The sequence below is a fragment of the Agromyces cucurbitae genome, assembly GCF_058349945.1.
Genome location: NZ_JBYRES010000001.1, coordinates 481,879 through 503,919, shown reverse-complemented (window position 1 = coordinate 503,919; position 22,041 = coordinate 481,879). Strand labels below are relative to the sequence as shown.

Sequence of the window (22,041 nt, the reverse complement as noted above, 5' to 3'; positions counted from 1 at the left end):
TGCGTGGTCGCGTGCGGGGTGTCGCCCGTCGGCGGTCGATCGCGGTCGCGACGCCCGCTCAGTGGGCGACGGGCGTGAGCTGGAAGACCGGGATCCGGCGGTCGGTCTTCTCGAGGTATCCGCCGAACTGCGGCGCCTCGGACACGATCTCGTCGTAGGCCGCGCGCCACTCGTGGTCGGGAATCTCGGTCGCCGTCACCATCTGCACGACGATCTCGCCGTCGACGAGCGCCTCGAGTTCGAACGTCGGGTTCGCGCGCAGGTTGTGGTACCAAGCCGGGTTCTCGGGGGTGCCGCCCTTGGACGCGACCACCCGCCACCCGCGGTCGTTGCGGAATCCGACGACGGGGTTCAGGCGCTTCTCGCCCGACTTCGCGCCGATGGAGTGCAGGATCACCAACTTCGGACCCCAGTGGTTCTCGGTGCCCTTGCTCCTGCGGAACTGCTCGATGACGTCGTCATTCCAACCCATGCCGTCTGCAACCGGGGTGCGGCGAGAAATCTTCCCATCGGGGCGAGCACAGAAATACTTAGCCACACTAATTTGTTAGACTAAGCATCATGACCGATGCCACGAGTACGATCGCGCCCGAGCGGCCCAGCGCAGCGGCATCCAGCCCAGCGCCCCGCCCGACCCGCGACCGGCGCACCCTCGCCGAGCAGTCGACCGAACTCCGCATCGCCGTCATGCGGCTCTCGCGGCGGCTGCGCCAGCAGCGCAGCGACACCGAGATCAGCGCCTCGCAGTTCTCGACCCTCGGATGGATCCACAGCGAGGGGCCGCTCACGATCGGCCGCCTCGCCGAGCTCGAGCGGGTCACCGCGCCGAGCATGAACCGCACGGTCAACTGCCTCGTCGACGCGGGCTACGTGACCCGCCGCACCGACGACGACGACCGCCGCAAGGTGCTCGTCGAGGTCACGCCCGCCGGCGACGCCACCGTGAAAGAAACCCGCAAGCGCCGCGACGCCTGGATCGCGAAGCGCTACGCCGCCCTCAGCCCCGACGACCGCGAGGTCCTCGCTCGCGCCACCACGATCCTCGGGAGGCTCCTCGACCAGTGAGTGCCATGTTCCGCTCCCTCAGTCACGTCAACTACCGCATCTGGTTCATCGGCGCCCTCGTCTCGAACGTCGGCGCCTGGATGCAGGCCACCGCCCAGAACTGGGTCGTGCTCACCGAGCTCAGCGACAACGACGCGTTCGCCGTGGGCATCACGATGGCCCTGCAGTTCGCACCCCAGCTCCTGCTCGTGCCGGTCACGGGCCTCATCGCCGACCGCTTCGACCGCCGCAAGATCCTCATGTGCACGCAGACCGCGCTCATGCTGCTCGCGCTCGGCCTCGGCATCCTGCTCATCGGCGGCCACGCCGAGCTGTGGCAGCTCTACGTCTTCGCCGGCCTGCTCGGCATCGTGAACGCGATCGACAACCCCGCACGGCAGACCTTCGTCACCGACCTCGTCTCGAGCACCGACATGTCGAACGCGGTCGCCCTCAACTCGGCCTCGTTCAACACCGCCCGCCTCATCGGCCCGGCGGTCGCGGGCGTGCTCATCGTGCTCGTCGGCTCGGGCTGGGTGTTCATCATCAACGCGCTCACGTTCGTCGCGGTGCTCGGCGCCCTCGCCATGCTGAAGGGCAAGAAGCTGAAGCGGATGCCTCGGGCGAGCCGCGAGCGCGGCGCCTTCGTCGCGGGATTCCGCTACGTCTGGAGCCGACCCGATCTCGTCGTCGTCTTCGTGATCGTCTTCCTCGTGGGCGCGTTCGGCATGAACTTCCCGATCTTCTCGTCGACCATGGCGGTCGAGTTCGGCCGAGGCGCGGGCGAATACGGCCTGCTCAATTCGATCCTCGCGATCGGCTCGCTCGCCGGGGCGCTGCTCGCCGCCCGTCGCGAGCGTGCGCGCATCCGCGTCGTCATCCTCGCGGCCGCCGGCTTCGGCGTGGCCGCGCTCATCTCCGCCGTCATGCCGACCTTCCCGCTGTTCGCCGCGTCGACCGTGCTCATCGGCTTCGCCGCCGTCACGATGCTCACGACGGCCAACGGCTACGTGCAGACGACGACCGAGCCGGCGCTGCGCGGGCGGGTGCTCGCGCTGTACTTCGCGATCCTCTCCGGCGGCACGCCGATCGGTGCGCCGATCGTGGGCGCCGTCGCGAACAGCTGGGGCCCGCGCTGGGGCCTCGGCGTCGCCGCGATCGCCGCGGGCGTCGCCGCGCTCATCGGCGCGATCTGGCTCGTCGTCTCGCGCGGCATGCGGCTGACGAGGCATCCCGACCGGCGCTGGGCCCCCGCGGTGCGCTTCGACGCGCCGCCGACCGCGGCGATCGCGGTCGTGCCGACGGCGGCGATCTCGGTGCCGACCGAGGCGCTGCAGTTGCCCACCGAGGCGCTGCAGGTGCCGACCGAGGCGACGCCCATCGTCGACGCGTCGGCGCCGGCGTCTCCCACCGGCGCGTCCGTCGCGACCCGGTCGGGCGCCGCATCCCCCGTCTGCAACTCAGGACGCGCGCCGCGACTCGCCGGCGCCGACTGACCGGCTGCGGCGTGTCGCGTCGTCGGTCGTGGGTTGCGAACGACGGCCGTCGCGGGTCGCGCCCCGCTCAGCGCGCCGCGAGCACCTCCGCGAGCCAGCGGCCGCTGTCCTTCACGATGCGCTTCTGCGTGCCGTAGTCGACGCGCACGATGCCGAACCGCTTCGAGTAGCCGTAGCCCCACTCGAAGTTGTCGAGCAACGACCAGACGAGGTAGCCGCGCAGGTCGACGCCCCGGTCCATCGCGCGGCGCGCCGCGGCGAAGTGCCGCTGCAGGTAGTCGACGCGCTCGGCATCGTGCACGCGCGGCCCCTCGGGCGTCGACGTCACGACGTCGGCGAACGCCGCGCCGTTCTCGGTGATCATGAGCGGCTGCCCGGGGAACTGCTCGCCGAGCGAGACGAGCAGGTCCTCGAGCCCGTCGGGCGCGATGTTCCAGCCCATGTCGGTGTACGGGCCCGCCTGCGGCAGGAACTCGACGTGCTCGCTGCCGGGCCACGGCGTGCCGCCGACGTCCTTGTGCCCGTCGTTGCGGCTGCGCTCGCTCTCGCCGTCCCACATGGCGACCGTCACGGTCGAGTAGTAGTTGACGCCGAGCACGTCGAGCGGCTGGTGCACGAGCTCGAGGTCGCCGTCGCGCACGAACGACCAGTCGGTCACGGCCGAGGTGTCGGCGACGAGGTCGTCGTCGTAGCGGCCGAGCAGCATGGGGCTCGTGAAGGCGCGATTGGCGAGCGCGTCGATGCGCCGGGCGGCCTCGGCGTCGCCGCCACGGATGACGTGGAAGTTCAGCGTCGCCGACACGTCGGGGGCGTTCGAGGCGTGGCGCCGGATCTCGGGCACCGCGAGCCCGTGCGCGAGGTTCAGGTGGTGCACCGCGGCGAGCGCGTCGGCCCCGTCGGTGCGGCCGGGCGCGTGGGCGCCCGAGCCGTAGCCGAGGTAGGCCGAGCACCACGGCTCGTTGAGCGTCGTCCACGTGTGGACCCGGTCGCCGAGCACGTCGACCGCGCGGGCCGCGTAGTCGGTGAACCGCAGCGCGGTGTCGCGGTTCGTCCAGCCGCCCGCGTCCTCGAGCTCCTGCGGCAGGTCCCAGTGGTAGAGGGTCGCGATCGGCCGGATGCCGCGGGCGAGCAGCCCGTCGACGAGGCGCGAGTAGAAGTCGGCGCCGGCCGGGTTCACCCGATCACCCGCGCCGGGCAGCAGCCGCGACCACGAGAGCGAGAACCGGTAGGCCTCGAGGCCGAGCGACGCCATGAGGTCGAGGTCGGCCTCGAGCCGGTGGTAGTGGTCGCAGGCGACGTCGCCGGTGTCGCCGTTCCAGGTGCGGCCCGGCGTGCGGCTGAACGTGTCCCAGATCGACGGCGTGCGACCGTCTTCGTCGGCCGCGCCCTCGATCTGGTACGCGGCCGTCGCCGAGCCGATCACGAAGCCGGGAGGGAACTCGAACCGGACGGCGTCATCGCGTGCTGCACTGGTCACGGCGCTCATCCTCGCACCTTCCGCGCGCGGCGGTCGGGTGCGGTCGTCACGGTTCGTCAGCGGACCGCGACGAGTGCCAGCACCGCGCCGGCGACGGTCAGCGGGGCGACGACGAGCCCGAGCGCCGCGAACTTCGGCCACGAGATCTGCACCCCCATCGCAACGAGGCGGTGATGCCAGAGGAGGGTCGCGAGCGATGCCCACGGCGTGACGAGGGCTCCGGCGTTGACCCCGATGAGGAGGGCCGCCGTGCGCAGAGGACTCGTCGCGAACGGCTCGAGCGCGAGGTACGCCGGAAGGTTGTCGAACGCGTTCGCACTCAGCCCGGCGACCCCGGCGAGCCGCAGGAGTTCGAGGGGATCCTCCCCGTCGCCGGCCACCGACGCGAGGACCTCGGTCAGGCGGAGCTCGTGCGCGGCCTCCATCACGAGGAAGAGCCCGGCGACGAACACGACGAGCTGCCACGGCACGAGGCCCGGGCGCACCACCGCGGGCCGGCGCACGAGGAAGGCCACGATCAGCACCGCCGCGCCGGCGGTCGCGGGAATCCACACCTCGATGCCCGAGACGAGCAGCGGGACGAGCAGCACGAGCACCGTCGCCGAGATCACCAGGAGCACGCGGTCGCGTGCCGGAACCGGCTCGTCGGGTTCGAACCGGGCTCGGAGCTGCCGCCACCGCGTCGCCAGCAGGAACCCCGCGGGCACGAGCACGCCGACGATGGCGGGCGCCCACATGACCGCGGCGAACTCGAGCGGATGCACGCCGAGCCGCTCGGCCGCGAGCAGGTTCGTGAGGTTCGACACGGGCAGCAGCAGCGAGCCCGTGTTGGCGAGCCAGACCGTCGTCAGTGCGAAGGGGATCGGCGAGATGCGGGCGTGCGCGGCGACCGCCACGACGACGGGCGTGAGCAGCACCGCGGTCGTGTCGAGTGAGAGGAACACCGTCGACGCCGTCGCGAGGGCGACGACGAAGAGCCACAGCACCATCGCGCGGCCCCTCGCGAGGCGGGCCAACCGCTGCGCGATCGCCCGGAAGACCCCCGCCTCGGCCGCGAGCTCGGCGACGATCGTCATCGCCACGACGAAGCCCAGGATGGGCGCCGACCGCGCGGCGAGGGCGCCGACCGCCTCGATCGGGAGCACACCGCTCACGACCGCGATGACTCCGAGCGCGACGAGCACGCCGCCGACGATTGCGATCCGCACCTAGCGAGATTAACCGACGCCGGGCACCCGGCCCCGCGTCAGATCACGCCCAGCGCGAGCATCGCGATCCGCACCCAGCGAGGTCAACCGACGCCGGGCCCCCCGGCCCCGCGTCAGATCACGCCGAGCGCGAGCATCGCGTCGGCGACGCGGATGAAGCCCGCGATGTTCGCCCCGACGACGTAGTCGCCCGGCGCGCCGTACTCGTCGGCCGTCGTCGCGCAGCGCTCGTGGATCGCCGCCATGATCTCGGCGAGCCGCGACTCGGTGTGCTCGAAGCTCCACGAGTCGCGCGACGCGTTCTGCTGCATCTCGAGCGCGCTCGTCGCGACGCCGCCCGCGTTCGCGGCCTTGCCCGGCCCGAACAGCACGCCGGCCTCGCGCAGCACCGCGATCGCGTCGGGGGTGGTGGGCATGTTGGCGCCCTCGGCGACCGCGACGACGCCCGCGGCGACGAGCGCTCGCGCGTGCGCCTCGCCGAGCTCGTTCTGGGTCGCGCACGGCAGGGCGACGTGCACCGGGCCGCGGTCGGCGAGGTCCCACACGGTCGCATCGGCGACGAACTCGGCCCGACCGCCGCGCTCGTCGACGTAGCGCTCGATGCGCTCGCGACGCACCTCCTTCACCTCGCGGAGGAGCGCGACGTCGATGCCGTCGGGGTCGTACACGGCACCCGACGAGTCGGATGCACCGACGACCGTGCCGCCGAGCTCGTGCACCTTCTCGATCGCGTAGACGGCGACGTTGCCCGAGCCCGAGACGAGCACGCGGGCGCCGTCGAACGAGCGCCCCCTGGTCGACAGCATGTGCTGGGTGAAGAACACGGCGCCGTAGCCGGTCGCCTCGGTGCGCACGAGCGAACCGCCCCACGTGAGCCCCTTGCCGGTGAGCACGCCCGACTCGTACTGGTTCGTCATGCGCTTGTACTGCCCGAACAGGTAGCCGATCTCGCGACCGCCGACGCCGATGTCGCCCGCGGGCACGTCGCGGTACTCGCCGACGTGGCGCGAGAGCTCGGTCATGAACGACTGGCAGAACCGCATGATCTCGGCGTCGCTCTTGCCCTTCGGATCGAAGTCGCTGCCGCCCTTGCCGCCGCCGATCGGCATGCCCGTGAGCGAGTTCTTGAAGATCTGCTCGAAGCCCAGGAACTTCACCGTGCCGAGCCCGACCGTCGGGTGGAACCGCAGCCCGCCCTTGTACGGGCCGAGCGCCGAGTTGAACTGCACGCGGAAGCCGCGGTTGATCTGCACGCGCCCCGAGTCGTCGACCCACGGCACCCGGAAGATGATCTGCCGCTCGGGCTCGCAGATGCGCTCGAGGATCGACGCCTGCACGTACTGCGGGTTGCGCTCGAGCACCCGGTCGAGCGAGCCGAACACCTCGCGCACCGCTTGGTGGAACTCGAACTCGCCCGGGTTGCGGGCGAGGATCTGGGCGTAGACATCGTCGATCGCGGTGCGAGGTTCGGTCACGCGCGCTCCTTACTTCATGGGGAACGGATGCCGCGTCGGTAGGGCTCGCGCGCAGCGCTCTCCACGATACCCATCGGCGAGGATGCCTCGGAGAGTGTGACGCGGGCGGGGTTCAGTGCCCGTGCGCGAGCTGCTGCAGCCCCACGACCGCGAGCCCGAGCGCGACGAGGATGCCGAGCGCGACGAGCTGCTTCCACCAGGTGACGCGGGTGCGGCGCACCGCGACGTACCCGATGAGTCCCAGTGTCGCGACGTACACGATCGATGCGGCGCGCAGGGCGCCTTCGAGCTGCAGCACGCCGAGCGCCGCGAGTCCGAGCAGGATGAGGGGCACGCCCGCCGAGGCGATCGCCGTGCCGGCGACCCGCAGCATGCGGCCGACCTCGGGGCGATCGGGGAACGCGTTGTGCACGGCGAGGTGTGCGATGACGTCGGCGACGAAGCCCGCAGCGGTGATGGCGATGATGCCCACGAGGAGGGTCACGACGGCGCGCGTCGCGAGCACGTGCTCGACGTTCGCCTGCTGCACGAGCACGATCGCGAGGCCGGTGAAGGTCGCGTAGACCCGCTCCTTCAGGGCTTCGGCCCGTTCATCGTCCGGGCGTTCCTCCCGGTGCCGATGGTCCATGGCCGCAACGGTAGCAGCCACGCGCAGGCCCGTCTGCGAGGATCGGAGCATGGTCGCCACCCTCACCGTCTCCGTGCCCGGCACCACCCTGCGCGACGCGCTCGGCACCCCGCCCGACGGGGTCGAGGTCGTCGTGTGGGATCTCGGCTCCCCGCCGCCCGCCGGTCACCTCGACATCGTCGTGCCGCCCTACATGGGCACCGCCGACCGGCTCGGCGCGCTCGCGGAGGTGACGACGCGGCTCGTGCAGTCGCAGTCGATCGGGTACGACGACATCTCCGCCGCGCTGCCGCCCGGGCACGTGTTCGCGAACGCCGCGAGCGTGCACGAGCCGTCGACCGCGGAGCTCGCGCTCGCCCTCGTGCTGGCCTCGCAGCGAGGCATCCCCGATTTCGTGCGCGCGGCGGGCGAGGGCCGCTGGGCGCCCGCCCGGCATGCGAGCCTCGCCGACCGGCGCGTGCTCATCGTCGGCTACGGCGGCGTCGGCCGCGCGGTCGAGGCGCGCCTCGAGCCGTTCGAGGTCGAGATCACGCGCGTCGCGGGGCACGCGCGCGACGACGATCGCGGCCGCATCCACGGCGTCGACGAGCTGCCGGCGCTGCTGCCCGAGGCCGAGATCGTCATCGTGGGCGTGCCGCTCAACGACGCGACGACGGGCCTCGTCGACGCCGGGTTCCTCGCCGCACTGCCCGACGGCGCGCTCGTCGTGAACGTCGCGCGCGGCCGGGTCGCCGACACCGACGCGATCGTCGCCGAGGCGCGGACGGGCCGGCTGCGCTTCGCGCTCGACGTCACCGAGCCCGAGCCGCTGCCCGACGGGCACCCGCTGTTCGCCCTGCCGAACGTGCTCGTGACGCCGCACGTCGGCGGCGCATCGACGGCGATGATGCCACGCATGGCGCGGCTCGTGCGCCGGCAGATCGACCGGATGCTGCGCGGCGAGGAGCCCGAGAACGTGGTGCTGCGCAGCTGAACCCGCGACGGCCGCGGCGTCGGGTCAGCGCGTCCAGGTGCCGAGGCGGTTGCCGTCGAAGAACTGCAGGCGCATCGTCGAGGCGCCCGCGTCGCCGAGCTCGAACGTCGCCGACGATCGCGAGCCCTCCGGGGCGTTCTCGCCGCTCGGCGTGAACGCGAAGACGTCGCCGTCCCACGGTTCGAGCGGCACCTCGTAGCCGCCGTCGGGCCCCAGGCGCACGACGAGCGAGTCGGCGTCGACCGCGACCTCGGCCGGGCCGAAGTAGTCGTTCGACCAGGTGCCCGCGAAGCCCTCGAGCGGTGCCGTCGGCTCCGCGGGCGAGGCGGGGCGCGTCTCGTCGACGAGGTCGCCCGCGGGTTCGCGGTAGTGCGCGAGGGCGGCACCGTAGGCCTCGACCCAGTCGCGCGTCGACTCGCCGTACTGCACGAGGTCGAGGAACTCGCTCACGATCGCCTCGGCGGCGCCGACCGGCGCCCCGTTCGTGAGCGCGACGACGCCGAGCCCGAGCGACGGCACGAGCTGGAAGTTCGTGCCCGCCCCGAGCACGAACGCGCCCGAGTGCGAGGCGGTCGCGCGGCCGCTCGTCTGCGTGCCGACGTTGAAGCCGAAGCCGTACGACCCCGACCGCATGCCGGGCACGTCGGAGGGCGCCGACGTGACCTGCGGGCGCATCGCCGCGGCGAGGTCGGCGGTGTCGATGAGCGCCTCCCCGTCGGCGACGCCGTCGGCCAGCACGAAGCTCATCCACTTCGCCACGTCGACGGCGTTGGAGCTCACGCCGCCCGCGGGCGACTGCGCGTCGGCGTCGCGCTCGTAAAGCGGCTGGAACTCGCCGTCGGCGAGCGCGTGCAGCGTCGCCCGGTTCTCCTGCGCGACGAAGTCGTCGTGGCGCGAACTCGTCGACGTCATGCCGAGCGGCTCGTAGATCTCCCGTTCGGAGAGGGTCTCCCAGTCGACGCCGGCCGCGTTCGCGACGGCCTCGGCGCCCGTCGTCATGCCGAAGTTCGCGTAGCCGTAGCTGATGCGGAACGGGTTCAGCGGCTGGTACCGCAGGTGGTCGATGACGTACTCGCGGTCGTATCCGATGTCCTCGAGGTCGTCGCCCGCGGCGAGCGGCAGGCCCGACCGGTGGGCGTAGAGGTCGCCGACCGTGAGGTGCTCGGTGACCCAGGGGTCGGCGAGCGCGAAACCGGGCAGCAGCGGCGCGACCGGGGTGTCCCAGCCGACGACGCCGTCGGTGACCTGGGTCGCGACGACGGTCGCCCCGATCGGCTTCGACATCGACGCGACCTGGAACACCGTCTCGGCGTCGACGGCGGCGTCGTCACCGACCTCGCGCACGCCGAATCCGTCGGCGAACACGGTCTCGCCGTCGTGCACGACCGCGACGGCGGCGCCCGGCACTCCCGTCTCGTCGAGGACGCGCTCGACGAGCTCGGGCAGCGACTCGAGCGCGGGGTCGAGGCCGCCCTCGGCGAGCTCGACCGCATCGGCCGGCGGCGCGTCGCCGAGCTCGATCCTCGGCGCGTAGGGCTCGGCGGCCGTGCAGCCCGCGAGCGACGCGGCCACGATCACGACCGCCGGAAGGACGGCTCCTCGGACGACGCGCATGGCGCTCCTCCCCCATTCGCGCCGGGCTGACCGAGCCCCGGCTCCCCCCATGAACCGACGAGCGCAGCCTAGCGTCCGCCCCTCCTCAGGCGCACGACCCGCGCGCCGCTACTCGGTCACGCTGCCGACGGGCTGCACCGCCGCGTACCCCTCGAGCACACCCTGCACCCGTGCGAGCGCAGCCTCGTCGAGGTCGCCGTCGCCCGTGATCGCCCGCCACCCGTCGAGCACGACGTCGCCGTAACTGTGCCCGTGGCTCGCGGGCACGCTCTCGCCCACGAACATGTCGATGACGAGCTGCAGCGCCGTGACGGCGGGGATCCAGCGCATCGAGTCGCTGACGTCGTCGGCCCGCTCCCCCGGCTTCAGCCAGTCGGGCTCGGACCAGATCAGCGGGAGGCCGAGCCACGTCACCGGGTCGGTGGCGTGCTGCAGGTAGGCGACGCGCGGCGCCTCCCAGCCCGGCCCCGGCGCGTGGAAGTCTCCGGGCGCCGACAGCCAGCGCACCTCCCTACCTCCGTCGACGACGGGCTGCCACTGCGGGCTGCCCTCGTCGCGCCCGGCGGTGAGGGTGCGCCACATGGTCGAGCCGTTCGGGCTGCCGACGAGGAGCGCGCCCTCGGTCTGCTCGCGCAGGTCGTCGAGGCCGTCGAACGCCTCCTGCGTGCCGTGCGCGCCGAGGCTCAACCCGTAGACCACGAGTTGCGGGCGGGTCGCCTCGGGCAGGGTCTCCCACTTCGCGCGAACGGCGTCGAACAGCGCGGCGGATGACGCGACCGGCGCGTCGGGATCGAAGACGAACGACACCCAGCTCGGCGTGTAAGCGTACTGCATCGCCACGATCGCGGTGTCGCCGCCGTGCAGGTACTCGACGGCGTCGACGGCCTGCGGTTCGAGCCAGCCCGACCCGGTCGTGGTGGCGACGACGAGCACGTCGCGGTCGAACCCGCCGGTTCGCTCGAGCTCGCGCACGGCGATGGCGGCGCGCTCCTCGATGGTGGGCGCGTTCTCGAGGCCGACGTAGACCCGCACCGGCTCGAGCGCCGGCCGCCCGGTGAGCTCCTCGATGTCGGCCGCCCTCGGGCCGCCGCCGAGGAAGGCGGTGCCGTGGCGACCGACGACGTCCCACTCGACCTCCGAGTCGGGGCCCGCGGAGCGGGTCTCGCTCATCGGCTCGGTGACCCAGGGCGCCGCCGGACCGTTGTTGCCGAGGGCGATCCGATCGATGCCGAACATGACGAGCGACACCACGACGACCGCTGCGCCGACCGTGATCCCTGTCGCGGCGGCGGCGCCCCAGCCGCGACCGAGGCGATCGGACATGCGCACCCCGAGCCGGCGCACGGCCCGCGAGATCCAGAGGCCGAGGGCGACGAGCGGCACGAATCCGACGAGGAACCACAGCCCGTCGAAGCCGTCGATCGGCGGCATCTCGACCATGCGGCGCACGTCGTTCTGCCAGCCGACCGAGGCGAAGCCGAGCACGACCAGGAGCAGCACTGCGACGCCGGCGTACACCCACCGGGCGATCCGCCGCTGCGCCGGTGTCGGACGCCAGTGCACGAAGCGTCGCGCGATCCACCACAGCCCGGCTCCGACGCCGTAGCCGATGAGGAACGCGAGCGCCGTGATCATGCCCTGGAAGAGTGCCGGTCGCGGGAGCAGCGACGGGGTCATCGAGAGCGCCGCGACGAGCAGCCCGACGAGCGCGCCGCCCGGGTCGAGCCGCCACCAGTGAGCTTTCACGCCTACCCCCTCCCCGGGTCGCCTCGGGCGGGCGACGTCTCCGCATCATGGCACGGCCGCGCGGTCCGTCCGCGGCGACGCGACCACTCGCGGACCGTGTCGCCGCGATCGTGCCCGGGCATCGATACCGGGTGTCAGGCCGAGGCGTCGGCGAGCGTCGTCAGCTCCGCATCGGTCAGCTCGAGCGAGATGGACGCGAGCAGGTCGCCGAGCTGCTCGACGCTGCGGGCGCTCGCGATGGGCGCCACCACGGTCGGCTGCCGGCGCAGCCACGCGAGCGACACCGCGGCGACGGACGTCTCGTGGGCCGCGGCGACCTCGTCGAGCGCGGCGAGCACCCGGTTGCCGCGCTCCCCGAGGTACGGGGCGGCACCGCCCGCACGCACGCTCGCGCCCTCGGCGGTGACGTCGGCCTCGGTGCGGTACTTGCCGGCGAGGAACCCCTTCGCGAGCGAGAAGTACGGAAAGACGGCCAGCCCCTCGCGCTCGGCGCGCTCGCGCAGGCCGTTCGCCTCGAAGTCGCGCTCGACGAGGTTGTAGTGCGGCTGGAGCGCGACCGCGCGGTGGAAGCCGTTCGCCTCGGTGACCCGGAACCACTCGTCGATGCGCTCGGGCGAGTAGTTCGAGATGCCGATGGCCCGCACCTTGCCGGCGTCGACGAGGGCGGAGAACGCACCGACCGTCTCCTCGAGCGGCACGTCGGCGTCGTCGAAGTGCGCGTAGTAGAGGTCGATGACGTCGGTGCCGAGACGCTGCAGGGAGGCGTCGGCCGCCGCGTGGATGTTCGCGGCGGCGAGCCCCGAGTACTCGGGGTGGGTGCTCACTTTGGTCGCGACGACCACGTCGTCGCGCGAGCCGCGCGCCGCGATCCACTCGCCGATGAGCCGCTCGCTGTCTCCGCCGGTGTTGCCGGGCACCCACGCCGAGTAGCCGTCGGCGGTGTCGACGAAGTTCCCGCCGCCGGCCGTGAACGCGTCGAGCACGTCGAACGTCGCATCGCGGTCGGCCGTCCAGCCGAAGACGTTCGTGCCGAGCGAGAGCGGCGCGATCTCGAGGTCGGATGCGCCGATGCGTGCGCGGGCGGCGGTGGCGGCGGTCTCGGTCATGCGTGCTCCAGTCGGGTGGGTCGGCAGGGTCGGGTGCCGGTGGGCGGGCCCGACCGGCAGTGACCACAACGACGGGCGGATGCCGGTATTCCCGTCCGACGCAGGATGACGCCTGCGCGATCGATGCGGGCGGGCATAGGCTCGAAGGTGACGCCAACCGACGGAAGGTCGACATGCCCGCTTCGGCAGAGCCCCGCGTTGCCCTCTACTTCGACTTCGACAACATCGTCATCTCGCGCTACGACCAGTTGCACGGCGACTTCGCGTACCGCAAGGACACGTCGCGCTCGAAGGCGCCGGCCGCGGGCACGAAGACCGCCGAGAAGCTGCGCGAGGCGACCGTCGACATCGACGCCGTGCTCGACTTCGCGGCGACGTTCGGCACGATCGCGATCGCGCGCGCCTACGCCGACTGGTCGACGCCCGTGAATGCGAGCTACCGCGGCCAGCTCATCGACCGCGCGGTCGACCTCGTGCAGCTCTTCCCGCTGTCGTCGACGAAGAACGGCGCCGACATCCGGCTCGCGGTCGACGCGGTGGAGGACATGTTCCGCATCGACGACCTCACGCACATCGTCATCGTCGCGGGCGACTCCGACTACGTCGCGCTCGCCCAGAAGGCGAAGCGCCTGGGTCGCTACGTCGTCGGCATCGGCGTCGCAGGCGGCACGAGCCGGGCGCTGACGGCGGCCGTCGACGAGTTCGCCGACTACGACGCGCTGCTCACCACCGAGACCGACGTCGACGACGAAGCCGTGACCGAGCCGGTCGAGCCCCAGCCGTCGCGGCGCCGCCGCTCGAGCACGAAGCCGGCGGATGCCGCGGCCGACGCCGAGCCCGAGGCATCCGCACCCGACAAGCCCGCGAAGGGCGGCACGCGCAGGCGCGGCGCGAAGGCCGAGCCCGAGGCCGCCGAACCCGACGAGCCGAAGGAGCGCCCGTCGGCGCGCACGTTGCAGTTCATGGCGCCGACCGACCACGTGCCGGCCGAGGCGACGGGCAGTCCGCGCAATCCGGGGCGTCTGCTGCAGAAGGCGATCGAGCTGCTGCACGCGAAGAACGACGAGGAGTGGCAGTCGTCGAGCGCGGTGAAGAACCAGATGCTGCGCATGGATCCGTCGTTCCAGGAGCGCCGGCTCGGCTTCGCCTCGTTCACCGACTTCCTGAAGTCGCGCGGCGGGGTCGTCGAGCTCGACGAGACGGGCCGGGGGCGGGTGCGCATCCGGCCGAAGAAGGACTGACCGGGTCTCGAGACGCCTCCTCCGTCGGCTCCTCGACCAGCGGATGGCGTCATCACGAGAGGGGAATCGAGATGAAGGCACTGCAGTACCGCACGATCGGGCAGCCGCCCGAGATCGTCGAGATCGAGACGCCCGAACCGGGGCCCGGCGAGGTGCGCATCAGGGTGACCGCGGCGGGCGCCTGCCACTCCGACAGCTTCATCATGGGGCTGGGCGAGGAGCAATACGTCTACGGCCTGCCGCTCACGCTCGGCCACGAGGGTGCGGGGGTCGTCGACCGGCTCGGCGAGGGGGTCACGGGCGTCGAGGTCGGCGAGGCCGTCGCCGTGTACGGCCCGTGGGGTTGCGGCCGCTGCGTGCAGTGCGCGCAGGGCAAGGAGAACTACTGCGAGCGGGCGGCCGAGCTCGGCATCCGCCCGCCGGGGCTCGGCGCCCCGGGCGCCATGGCCGAGTACCTCATCGTGCCCGACGCCCGGTTCCTGCTGCCGCTCGGCGACCTCGACCCGGTCGAGCACGTGGCGCTCACCGATGCGGGGCTCACCCCGTACCACGCGATCAAGATGTCGCTGCCGAAGCTCGTGCCCGGCTCGACCGCCGTCGTGATCGGCGCGGGCGGGCTCGGACACGTCGCGATCCAGATCCTGCGGGCGCTGACGCCCGCGACGGTGATCGCGCTCGACGTGAGCCAGGACAAGCTGCGCCTCGCGACCGAAGTGGGCGCGCACCACGTGTTCCCCTCCGACGCCGAGGCGGCGACCAGGGTGAAGGAGCTCACGGGCGGCAGGGGTGCGGCGGCCGTGTTCGACTTCGTCGCGATCCAGCCGACGCTCGACGCCGGCCACGCGATGCTCGCCGTCGAGGGCGACCAGGTGCTCGTGGGCGTGGGTGCCGGGATGCTGCCGGCCGGCATGCTCATGACCCCGTACGACGCGACCGTGCGATCGCCCTACTGGGGCTCGCGGGCCGAGCTGTTCGAGGTGTTCGACCTCGCGCGGGCGGGGCTCGTGAAGGTCGAGACCGAGCGGTTCTCGCTCGACGAGGCGCCCGAGGCGTATCGCCGCCTGCACGACGGCACCCTGCGCGGGCGCGCGGTCGTCGTGCCCTGAGGGGTCGCGCCGCTGCACGCTGAGCGGATGCCTCGGGGTCGGCCCCGAGGCATCCGCTCTGTGGTCTGACCACATGTGCTAGCCTGTGGTCAGACCACATGGGTCGCAGCGTAGCGGGAGGCACGGCATGAGCGAGACGCGTGCGTGGCGCACCGTGCTCGAGCACATCGAGGCGCAGCTGCTCGAGGGGCGCCTCCGCCCGGGCGACCGCCTGCCCGGCGAGCGCGCGCTCTCGGCCGACCTCGGCGTCGGTCGCTCGAGCGTGCGCGAGGCCCTGCGCGTGCTCGAGGTGCTCGGGCTCATCCGCACCCAGGCGGGCTCGGGCCCGAACGCCGGCGCGATCATCATCGCCACGCCGTCGGGCGGCATGAGCACGCTCATGCGGCTGCAGGTCGCGGCGAGCGGGTTCCCGGTCGCCGACATCGTGCGCACGCGACTGCTGCTCGAGAGCGCCGTCGCCGGCGAGCTCGCCGAGCGCGAGGGCCTCGACGAGGCATCGGGCTCGACGGCCGCGCCCGGCGCACCCGACCTCGCCGCCGCCGACCGGCTCCTCGACGCGATGGACTCCCCGGGCCTCGACCCGGCCGAGTTCCTCGCGCTCGACGCCGAGTTCCACCTCGCACTCGCCGAGGCATCCGGCAACCAGGTCATCACCGCGACCATGGCGGGCCTGCGCAGCGGCATCGAGGGCTACGCGCTCGAGGGCCTCGCCCGCATCGACGACTGGGGCGCGACGTCGGCGCGGCTGCGCGCCGAGCACCGCGGGGTCGTCGACGCGATCCGCTCGGGCGACGCCGTCGCGGCCCGTACCCGCATCCACGACCACATCTCGGGGTACTACGCCGAGACGTTCATCGACCACCACTGAGAGAGGCACGCACCACGATGGTCAAGCGCCAGTTCCCGAACCCCAAGGAGCTCGCCGAGCTCATGCGCTTCAAGGCGCCCGAGCTCAACGCGACGAAGCGGCGGCTCGACAAGGCGCTCACGATCGCCGACCTGCGCGCGATCGCGAAGCGCCGCACGCCGAAGGCACCGTTCGACTACACCGAGGGCGCCGCCGAGGGCGAGCTGTCGCTGGCCCGCGCCCGCCAGGCGTTCGAAGACATCGAGTTCCACCCCGGCATCCTCCGCAACGTGCCCGAGGTCGACACGAGCCGCGAGGTGCTCGGCGGCCCGAGCGCGCTGCCCTTCGGCATCGCGCCGACCGGGTTCACCCGCCTGATGCAGACCGAGGGCGAGGTCGCCGGTGCGGGCGCCGCGGGCGCCGCGGGCATCCCGTTCACGCTCTCGACGCTCGGCACCACCTCGATCGAGGGCGTGAAGGCCGCGAACCCGAACGGGCGCAACTGGTTCCAGCTCTACGTCATGCGCCGGCGCGAGATCTCGTACGACCTCGCGAAGCGCGCCGCGGCCGCCGGCTTCGACACCCTCTTCTTCACCGTCGACACCCCCGTGGCGGGCGCGCGCCTCCGCGACAAGCGCAACGGGTTCTCGATCCCGCCGCAGCTGACGCCGGGCACGATCGTCAACGCCATCCCGCGGCCGGCGTGGTGGATCAACTTCCTCACCACCCCGAAGCTCGAGTTCGCATCGCTCAGCTCGACGGGCGGCACCGTCGGCGAGCTGCTCGACTCCGCGATGGACCCGACGATCTCGTTCGACGACCTCGACATCATCCGCGAGATCTGGCCGGGCAAGATCGCCGTCAAGGGCGTGCAGACCGTCGGCGACGCGAAGCTGCTCGCCGACCGCGGCGTCGACGCGATCGTGCTCTCGAACCACGGCGGCCGCCAGCTCGACCGCGCGCCGATCCCGTTCCACCTGCTCCCCCACGTCGTGCGCGAGGTCGGCGACGACCTCGAGGTGCACGTCGACACGGGCATCATGAACGGCGCCGACATCGTCGCCTCCATCGCGCTCGGCGCCCGCTTCACGCTCATCGGTCGCGCCTACCTCTACGGCCTCATGGCCGGCGGCCGAGCCGGCGTCGACAAGACGATCTCGATCCTGCGCACCGAGATCGAGCGCACCATGAAGCTGCTCGAGGTCGAGACGCTCGACGAGCTCGGCCCCCAGCACGTCACCCAGCTGGCGAGGTTGCAGCCCATCGCTCGGCCGGTGCAGGATGCCGCGGCCGAGGCGGCCTCGTCGAAGCCCGCGGCCGTGCGCACCCCGCGTGCGGCGAAGCCCGCCGGGGCTGCGAAGCCGGCGACGAAGGCGAGGGCGACGACAGCGGGATCGACGAAGGCGGCAGCCGCCTCGAAGTCGTCGACGACCGCGCGCACGACGTCGACCGCGACGGCAGCGCCGGCGGCCGCCGGGGCGAAGCCGACCACGGCGAAGGCGCCCGCGAAGTCTCGGGCCGCTGCGGCGAAGGCCGCCGCACCGTCCGCCGACTGAGACGCCTCCCACCGAGCGAGCCGCCTCCGCGAGCGAGCCGCCTCCGCCGTGCGAGGCACCGACGATCAGCGCGGGTGCTCCGTCGCTGATCGCTTCGGCACGACGATCACCTGGCCGATCGTGAGGGCGGCCGCCCGCGTCGCCATCTTGCGCGCCTGATCGGCCTGCTTGCGACGCCGAGCGACGAGCGCGGCGCGCCGTTCCGACCGCACGGCGGCGTCGGCTCCGGCCGGCACCCGTTCGCGCGAATCTCGCCGGTTCGGCCAGGGCGTCGGCCCGAACCGGATCGACGCCCGGTCGAGCCTCGCGGCGGCCCGCTCGGCGCGCGCCGCGGCGAGGAGCGGTGCGCGACGGCGTTCGGCCGCGGCGGCGCGCTCCGACGCCTCGGCGAACACGACGGCCGACTCGAGCCGCGCGCGCTCCCTCGTGCCCTTCGGCCGCCGCTTCGCGATGCGGCGCACCTCGTCCTCCAGGTCGTGAAGCGCGGCGATCGCGCGCTTCGCCCGTCGCCGGTCGACCCTCGTCGTCATCACGTCACCCCTCGTCGATCAGCTCGAGCAGGCGCTTGGCCGCGTCGCGGATGTCGTCGTGGTCGTACTGCCCGGCCCGGCTCTCGAGCGAGATCACGGCGCAGCGGTGCACCGTGCGGAAGTCGCCGTAGGGAAACGAGTAGGCCTCCTTCGTCTCGTCGTCGGCGTCGTCGTCGATGCCGAGGTGCCAGTGCCGGTACTCGGTCCACCCCTCGTCGTCGATGAAGCCATTCTCGTCGTCGGCGCTCGGCGCATGCTCGCTCCAGTCGTCGCGCTCGTCGCGTTCGACCCTGCCGTCGCGCACGAGCGACCTCGCGTGGCGGAGCGCCGTCTCGTTCAGCCTGATCGCCATGTCGTTGCTCCTTCCCGGTTCCTCCACCGGTCTACGTCGCGCTCACGACGTCGACAAGGGGGTTGCGGGACGCCGCACCGATGGGCAGGCACCGCCGGCCGGGTCAGCGCCGACGCGCGTACTCGGCGATCGTGACGCCCGAGCCGAAGGTCTCGCTGCGCTCGAGGGCGAACGTGCGCGGCGCGTAGGCGAGCCCGCCGAACAACGGCACGCCGTCGCCGAAGAGCGCCGGATTCACCTTGAGCACGAGGCGGTCGATCTCGTCGACGAGCTGGCCGGCGAGCGACCCGCCGCCGCACAGCCAGACCGCGCTGCCCGCTTCAGCCTTGAGTCGCCGCACGACCTCGACGGGGTCGTCGTCGGTCACCACGAGGTTCTCGCACTCGGCCTGCCGCGATCGCGAGAAGACGATCTGGCGCAGGTGCGCATAGGGGCTCGTCATGCCGAACGGCAGGCCGACCGCGTAGGTGTTCCACCCCATGAGCACGGTGTCGAAGACCGCGCCCGTCTGCTCGAGTCCGAGCGCCGACGCACCCGCCGTGGGCACGGCGTCGGCGTAGCGCTCGAAGATCGCCGCCATGTGGTCGCCCTCGGCGTCGAGGGCGTCGTACTCGCCGTTCGGGCCGGCGATGAAGCCGTCGAGGCTGACGGCGACGTAGTACACGAGTTCTCGCATCGTTTCCTATCCACTACTGATGTCGTGGTTGCGAAACTACTACAGCTGTCGTGATCTTGTCTAGACTCGGCCCATGGCCCGTAATGACGACCGCCGACGCCTGCTCGCCGACGCCGGTCTCGCCGTGCTCGCACGCGAAGGCGCCCGCGGGCTCACCCACCGCGCCGTCGACATCGAGGCGGGCGTGCCGACCGGCACCGCCTCGAACTACTTCCGCAGCCGGGACGCCCTCGTCGCCGGGCTCGTCACCCGCATCGGCGAGCGACTCGGTCCCACCGCCGACGACCTCGGCACCCGGGCCGCCCAGCCCGTCGGTCCCGACCTCTTCGCCGATTACGTGCGCGACATCGTGCGCCGGCTGAGCACCGAGCGCGAGGTCACGCTCGCGCTCTTCGAGCTGCGCCTCGAGAGCACCCGCCGACCCGAGGTCGCCGCCGTGCTGCACGAGTGGCAGCGCACCGCGTTCGCGGCCGACGTCGCCTTCAACGAGGCGGCCGGCCTGCCGGGCGGGCGGCGCGAGATCGCGCTCTTCCACTACGCCCTCGACGGCCTGCTGCTCGACCGGCTCACGGCGCCGATCGACCCCGAGACGTCGACCGACGAGATCGTCGACGCGCTCGTCGAGGGTCTGCTCCCCCGCGACTGACCTCGCCCCCTACGATGAGCGGGGGGAGGTCGACCATGACGGATGCCGCGGACGAGTCCGGCCCGGGCGAGCCGACCGAGCCCCGCGCCGGGCGCGAGCAGACGACGGCCGCCGGGCCCGAGCCCGACCACGCGCCGAGGCGGAATCCGTTGCGCCGCTACCTCGCCCGGTTCGGCACCCGCCGCACGATGCTCTCCGACGCCCGGGCCGGGCTCGTGCTCGGAATCGAGAGCATCCCCGATGGCCTCGCCTCGGGCGTGCTCGCCGGCGTGAATCCGGTGTACGGGCTCTACGGCTACCTGTTCGGCACGCTCGGCGGCGCACTCGCGACGGGCTCGGTCTACATGTCGGTGCAGGCGACCGGCGCCATGTCGGTCATGATCGCCGACGTGCCGGCCGTGATGCTCGCGGGCGACCGCCAGGGCACCGTCATCGCGACGCTCGCGATGCTCACCGGCGTCGTCATGCTCGGGCTCGGCGTCGCGCGGCTCGGCTCGCTCGTGCGGTTCATCCCGACCGCCGTGCTCGTCGGCTTCATCAACGCGGTCGCGGTGAACATCGTGCTCGGCCAGCTCGCGAACCTCACCGGGTACGCGGGCGAGGGGCCGAACCGCATCGTCCGCACGATCGACACGTTCCTGCACCTCACCTCGATCCACTGGCCGAGCCTCGTCATCGGCGCCGTGACGATCGGCCTCATCCTGCTGCTCGAGCGCACGTTCCTCGGGCCGCTCTCGCTCGTGGTGGCCGTCGTGCTCGCCTCACTGCTGCCGCTCGTGCCGTGGTTCGCCGATGCGGCGATCGTCGGCGACCTCACCGACGTGCCGAACGCGATCCCGCTGCCGGCGCTGCCCGACCTCACGCTCGTGCTCGAGCTGCTCGTGCCGGCGCTGTCGCTGGCCCTCGTCGGGCTCGTGCAGGGCGCCGCGATCTCGGGGTCGATCGCGAACCCCGACGGCCGGTACCCCGACGCGTCGGCCGACTTCCGCGGCCAGGGCATCGCGAACCTCACGAGCGGGCTCTTCCAGGGCATGCCGGTCGGCGGGTCGATGTCGGCCACCGCGATCGTGCGCGCCGCCGGCGCCCGCAGCGCACTCGCCAACCTCCTCGCCGCCGTGGTGATGGTCGTCGGCATCCTGCTGTTCGGCGGCCTCATCACGGCCGTCGCGATGCCCGCCCTCGCGGGCCTGCTGATCCTCGTCGGCGTGCGCACGTTCAAGCCGCGCGACCTCGTCATGGTGTGGCGCACCGGGCCGATCCAGGCGAGCGTGCTCGGCGTCACCTTCGTGCTCACCCTCATCGTGCCGCTGCAGTACGCGGTGCTCGTCGGCGTCGGCCTCGCGGTCGTGCTGCACGTGGCCCGCCAGTCGAACCGGGTCGTCATCCGGCGCTGGGTCTACGACGACTCGAGCGCCCACCCCGTCGAGACCGACCCGCCGGCGGTGCTCGCACCGGGTGAGATCGTCGTGCTCGTGCCCTACGGCAGCCTGTTCTTCGCGGCCGCGCCGATCTTCGCCGGCCAGCTGCCCGACGTCCCCGATCGGTGCGAGCGCGCCGTCGTGGTGCTGCGCATGCGCGGCACCGACGAGCTCGGCTCGACGTTCATCAAGGTGGTCACCGACTACGCCGAACGCCTGCGGCGGGCGGGCGGGGCGCTCATCCTCGTCGGCCTCGGCGACCGGGTCATGACCCAGCTCGACGCGACGCGGGCGACCGTCGTGATCGGCCGCGACCGGGTCTTCGCCGCGACGCCCCGGATCGGCGACTCGCTCGACGCCGGGCTCGCGGCGGCCCGGGCGTTCGCCGCCGGGCCGGGCGGCTCCGGCGCGGCCGACGCCGACGCACCGGACCCCGACGAGCCCGAGGCATCCGATCTCGACCGGTAGCGCACGAACCAGGCGAGCATGAGGGCCGAGCTCGCGAGGTAGAACCCGTGCAGGAACCAGATCGGCCCGAACGGCATGCTCACGACGTAGACCGTGTACAGCGCGTTGCCGACGTTCGTGATGACGAGGTTGCCGACGCTGTACGACGACAGGTCCTTCGTGCGCGCCGCCTTCACCAGCATGGGCAGGTAGCCCATGGCGAAGAGGCCGGTCGAGATCGCGCCGGCGACGACGGCGAGGTCCATGCTGCGAACGCTACGGGGCGACCGGATGCCGCGCACCGGGGTCGCCCCGCAATCGCCCGCGCCGCACGGACCGACCCTGGTCGGTGGCCGCCCGGAGCGACGGCCCGGCGGTCGTGCTGAATGCCCAGGAGGGTTCCCTCCTTCCGTGACTCTGACACTGATGCCACTCCGGCATCAGTGTCAGAGTCC

19 protein-coding genes and 1 pseudogene are annotated in these 22,041 nt (G+C 72.5%); 9 read left to right on the top strand and 11 right to left on the bottom strand.

Annotated features, from left to right (window positions below):
• Window positions 1-58: 58 nt before the first annotated feature.
• A complete protein-coding gene (locus AC3RJ6_RS02425) occupies window positions 59-472 on the bottom strand; it encodes a nitroreductase/quinone reductase family protein (RefSeq protein WP_491425280.1) in 414 nt (137 codons plus the stop codon).
• 89 nt (window positions 473-561) lie between these two features.
• On the opposite strand from AC3RJ6_RS02425, the gene AC3RJ6_RS02420 reads away from it, so the two are divergent.
• Together AC3RJ6_RS02420 and AC3RJ6_RS02415 are read left to right on the top strand one after the other, a co-directional pair.
• Complete coding sequence (locus AC3RJ6_RS02420; protein WP_491425279.1) at window positions 562-1,065, top strand: MarR family winged helix-turn-helix transcriptional regulator; 504 nt, start codon at window positions 562-564, stop codon at window positions 1,063-1,065.
• Between the two features lie 5 nt (window positions 1,066-1,070).
• Window positions 1,071-2,540, top strand: coding sequence for an MFS transporter (locus AC3RJ6_RS02415; protein WP_491425278.1), 1,470 nt, complete (start codon window positions 1,071-1,073; stop codon window positions 2,538-2,540).
• 67 nt (window positions 2,541-2,607) lie between these two features.
• Here AC3RJ6_RS02415 and AC3RJ6_RS02410 read toward each other — a convergent pair whose 3' ends face one another.
• The 4 genes from AC3RJ6_RS02410 to AC3RJ6_RS02395 form a co-directional block, all read right to left on the bottom strand.
• Window positions 2,608-4,026 (bottom strand): GH1 family beta-glucosidase, encoded by a 1,419-nt coding sequence (locus tag AC3RJ6_RS02410; RefSeq protein ID WP_491425277.1) that lies wholly within the window; start codon window positions 4,024-4,026, stop codon window positions 2,608-2,610.
• Window positions 4,027-4,073: 47 nt separating this feature from the next.
• Window positions 4,074-5,225: an SLC13 family permease gene (locus AC3RJ6_RS02405; protein WP_491425276.1), complete on the bottom strand. Its 1,152-nt coding sequence runs from the start codon at window positions 5,223-5,225 to the stop codon at window positions 4,074-4,076.
• 113 nt (window positions 5,226-5,338) lie between these two features.
• Window positions 5,339-6,700: an NADP-specific glutamate dehydrogenase gene (gdhA, locus tag AC3RJ6_RS02400; RefSeq protein ID WP_491425275.1), complete on the bottom strand. Its 1,362-nt coding sequence runs from the start codon at window positions 6,698-6,700 to the stop codon at window positions 5,339-5,341.
• 112 nt (window positions 6,701-6,812) lie between these two features.
• Entirely contained in the window at window positions 6,813-7,328 is a 516-nt protein-coding gene (locus tag AC3RJ6_RS02395; protein ID WP_491425273.1) for a hypothetical protein, read from the bottom strand.
• A 49-nt stretch (window positions 7,329-7,377) separates the two neighbouring features.
• Between AC3RJ6_RS02395 and AC3RJ6_RS02390 the strand changes: the two genes are divergently transcribed.
• Window positions 7,378-8,301 (top strand): 2-hydroxyacid dehydrogenase, encoded by a 924-nt coding sequence (locus AC3RJ6_RS02390; RefSeq protein ID WP_491425271.1) that lies wholly within the window; start codon window positions 7,378-7,380, stop codon window positions 8,299-8,301.
• A gap of 24 nt (window positions 8,302-8,325) precedes the next feature.
• On the opposite strand, the gene AC3RJ6_RS02385 is transcribed toward AC3RJ6_RS02390, so the two are convergent.
• From AC3RJ6_RS02385 to AC3RJ6_RS02375, 3 genes are all read right to left on the bottom strand, one after another.
• The gene (locus AC3RJ6_RS02385; RefSeq protein ID WP_491425269.1) at window positions 8,326-9,915 is read right to left on the bottom strand and encodes a serine hydrolase; all 1,590 of its coding nucleotides are present in this window, start codon (window positions 9,913-9,915) and stop codon (window positions 8,326-8,328) included.
• A 108-nt stretch (window positions 9,916-10,023) separates the two neighbouring features.
• A complete protein-coding gene (locus tag AC3RJ6_RS02380) occupies window positions 10,024-11,661 on the bottom strand; it encodes an alpha/beta hydrolase (protein WP_491425268.1) in 1,638 nt (545 codons plus the stop codon).
• Between the two features lie 134 nt (window positions 11,662-11,795).
• Window positions 11,796-12,767, bottom strand: a complete 972-nt coding sequence (locus AC3RJ6_RS02375) for an aldo/keto reductase (protein ID WP_491425267.1) — start codon at window positions 12,765-12,767, stop codon at window positions 11,796-11,798.
• Between the two features lie 173 nt (window positions 12,768-12,940).
• Here AC3RJ6_RS02375 and AC3RJ6_RS02370 point away from each other — a divergent pair, with 173 nt between their 5' ends.
• The 4 genes and pseudogenes from AC3RJ6_RS02370 to AC3RJ6_RS02355 all read left to right on the top strand — a co-directional run.
• Window positions 12,941-14,008: an NYN domain-containing protein gene (locus AC3RJ6_RS02370; RefSeq protein WP_491425266.1), complete on the top strand. Its 1,068-nt coding sequence runs from the start codon at window positions 12,941-12,943 to the stop codon at window positions 14,006-14,008.
• 71 nt (window positions 14,009-14,079) lie between these two features.
• Window positions 14,080-15,114, top strand: coding sequence for an NAD(P)-dependent alcohol dehydrogenase (locus AC3RJ6_RS02365; protein ID WP_491425265.1), 1,035 nt, complete (start codon window positions 14,080-14,082; stop codon window positions 15,112-15,114).
• 127 nt (window positions 15,115-15,241) lie between these two features.
• Window positions 15,242-15,982, top strand: a complete 741-nt coding sequence (locus AC3RJ6_RS02360) for a FadR/GntR family transcriptional regulator (protein ID WP_491425264.1) — start codon at window positions 15,242-15,244, stop codon at window positions 15,980-15,982.
• Window positions 15,983-15,999: 17 nt separating this feature from the next.
• Window positions 16,000-17,232, top strand: a pseudogene (locus AC3RJ6_RS02355) (alpha-hydroxy acid oxidase); the annotation flags it as partial.
• 350 nt (window positions 17,233-17,582) lie between these two features.
• On the opposite strand, the gene AC3RJ6_RS02350 reads toward AC3RJ6_RS02355, so the two are convergent.
• The 3 genes from AC3RJ6_RS02350 to AC3RJ6_RS02340 form a co-directional block, all read right to left on the bottom strand.
• Window positions 17,583-18,047, bottom strand: coding sequence for a hypothetical protein (locus AC3RJ6_RS02350; protein ID WP_491425263.1), 465 nt, complete (start codon window positions 18,045-18,047; stop codon window positions 17,583-17,585).
• A 4-nt stretch (window positions 18,048-18,051) separates the two neighbouring features.
• Complete coding sequence (locus AC3RJ6_RS02345) at window positions 18,052-18,399, bottom strand: hypothetical protein (protein WP_491425262.1); 348 nt, start codon at window positions 18,397-18,399, stop codon at window positions 18,052-18,054.
• A 103-nt stretch (window positions 18,400-18,502) separates the two neighbouring features.
• The gene (locus AC3RJ6_RS02340; RefSeq protein ID WP_491425261.1) at window positions 18,503-19,075 is read right to left on the bottom strand and encodes a dihydrofolate reductase family protein; all 573 of its coding nucleotides are present in this window, start codon (window positions 19,073-19,075) and stop codon (window positions 18,503-18,505) included.
• Between the two features lie 73 nt (window positions 19,076-19,148).
• Between AC3RJ6_RS02340 and AC3RJ6_RS02335 the strand changes: the two genes are divergently transcribed.
• Entirely contained in the window at window positions 19,149-19,721 is a 573-nt protein-coding gene (locus AC3RJ6_RS02335) for a TetR/AcrR family transcriptional regulator (RefSeq protein ID WP_491425260.1), read from the top strand.
• A gap of 35 nt (window positions 19,722-19,756) precedes the next feature.
• Entirely contained in the window at window positions 19,757-21,607 is a 1,851-nt protein-coding gene (locus tag AC3RJ6_RS02330; RefSeq protein WP_491425259.1) for a SulP family inorganic anion transporter, read from the top strand.
• Window positions 21,608-22,041 lie beyond the last annotated feature (434 nt).

Excerpts from the sequence above, each read along its gene's own strand:
- AC3RJ6_RS02425 (WP_491425280.1), bottom strand. The coding sequence starts at position 472 with ATGGGTTGGAATGACGACGTCATCGAGCAGTTCCGCAGGAGCAAGGGC.
- AC3RJ6_RS02420 (WP_491425279.1), top strand. The coding sequence starts at position 562 with ATGACCGATGCCACGAGTACGATCGCGCCCGAGCGGCCCAGCGCAGCG.
- AC3RJ6_RS02415 (WP_491425278.1), top strand. The coding sequence starts at position 1,071 with ATGTTCCGCTCCCTCAGTCACGTCAACTACCGCATCTGGTTCATCGGC.
- AC3RJ6_RS02410 (WP_491425277.1), bottom strand. The coding sequence starts at position 4,026 with ATGAGCGCCGTGACCAGTGCAGCACGCGATGACGCCGTCCGGTTCGAG.
- AC3RJ6_RS02395 (WP_491425273.1), bottom strand. The coding sequence starts at position 7,328 with ATGGACCATCGGCACCGGGAGGAACGCCCGGACGATGAACGGGCCGAA.
- AC3RJ6_RS02390 (WP_491425271.1), top strand. The coding sequence starts at position 7,378 with ATGGTCGCCACCCTCACCGTCTCCGTGCCCGGCACCACCCTGCGCGAC.
- AC3RJ6_RS02385 (WP_491425269.1), bottom strand. The coding sequence starts at position 9,915 with ATGCGCGTCGTCCGAGGAGCCGTCCTTCCGGCGGTCGTGATCGTGGCC.
- AC3RJ6_RS02375 (WP_491425267.1), bottom strand. The coding sequence starts at position 12,767 with ATGACCGAGACCGCCGCCACCGCCGCCCGCGCACGCATCGGCGCATCC.
- AC3RJ6_RS02370 (WP_491425266.1), top strand. The coding sequence starts at position 12,941 with ATGCCCGCTTCGGCAGAGCCCCGCGTTGCCCTCTACTTCGACTTCGAC.
- AC3RJ6_RS02365 (WP_491425265.1), top strand. The coding sequence starts at position 14,080 with ATGAAGGCACTGCAGTACCGCACGATCGGGCAGCCGCCCGAGATCGTC.
- AC3RJ6_RS02360 (WP_491425264.1), top strand. The coding sequence starts at position 15,242 with ATGAGCGAGACGCGTGCGTGGCGCACCGTGCTCGAGCACATCGAGGCG.
- AC3RJ6_RS02350 (WP_491425263.1), bottom strand. The coding sequence starts at position 18,047 with ATGACGACGAGGGTCGACCGGCGACGGGCGAAGCGCGCGATCGCCGCG.
- AC3RJ6_RS02345 (WP_491425262.1), bottom strand. The coding sequence starts at position 18,399 with ATGGCGATCAGGCTGAACGAGACGGCGCTCCGCCACGCGAGGTCGCTC.
- AC3RJ6_RS02340 (WP_491425261.1), bottom strand. The coding sequence starts at position 19,075 with ATGCGAGAACTCGTGTACTACGTCGCCGTCAGCCTCGACGGCTTCATC.
- AC3RJ6_RS02335 (WP_491425260.1), top strand. The coding sequence starts at position 19,149 with ATGGCCCGTAATGACGACCGCCGACGCCTGCTCGCCGACGCCGGTCTC.
- AC3RJ6_RS02330 (WP_491425259.1), top strand. The coding sequence starts at position 19,757 with ATGACGGATGCCGCGGACGAGTCCGGCCCGGGCGAGCCGACCGAGCCC.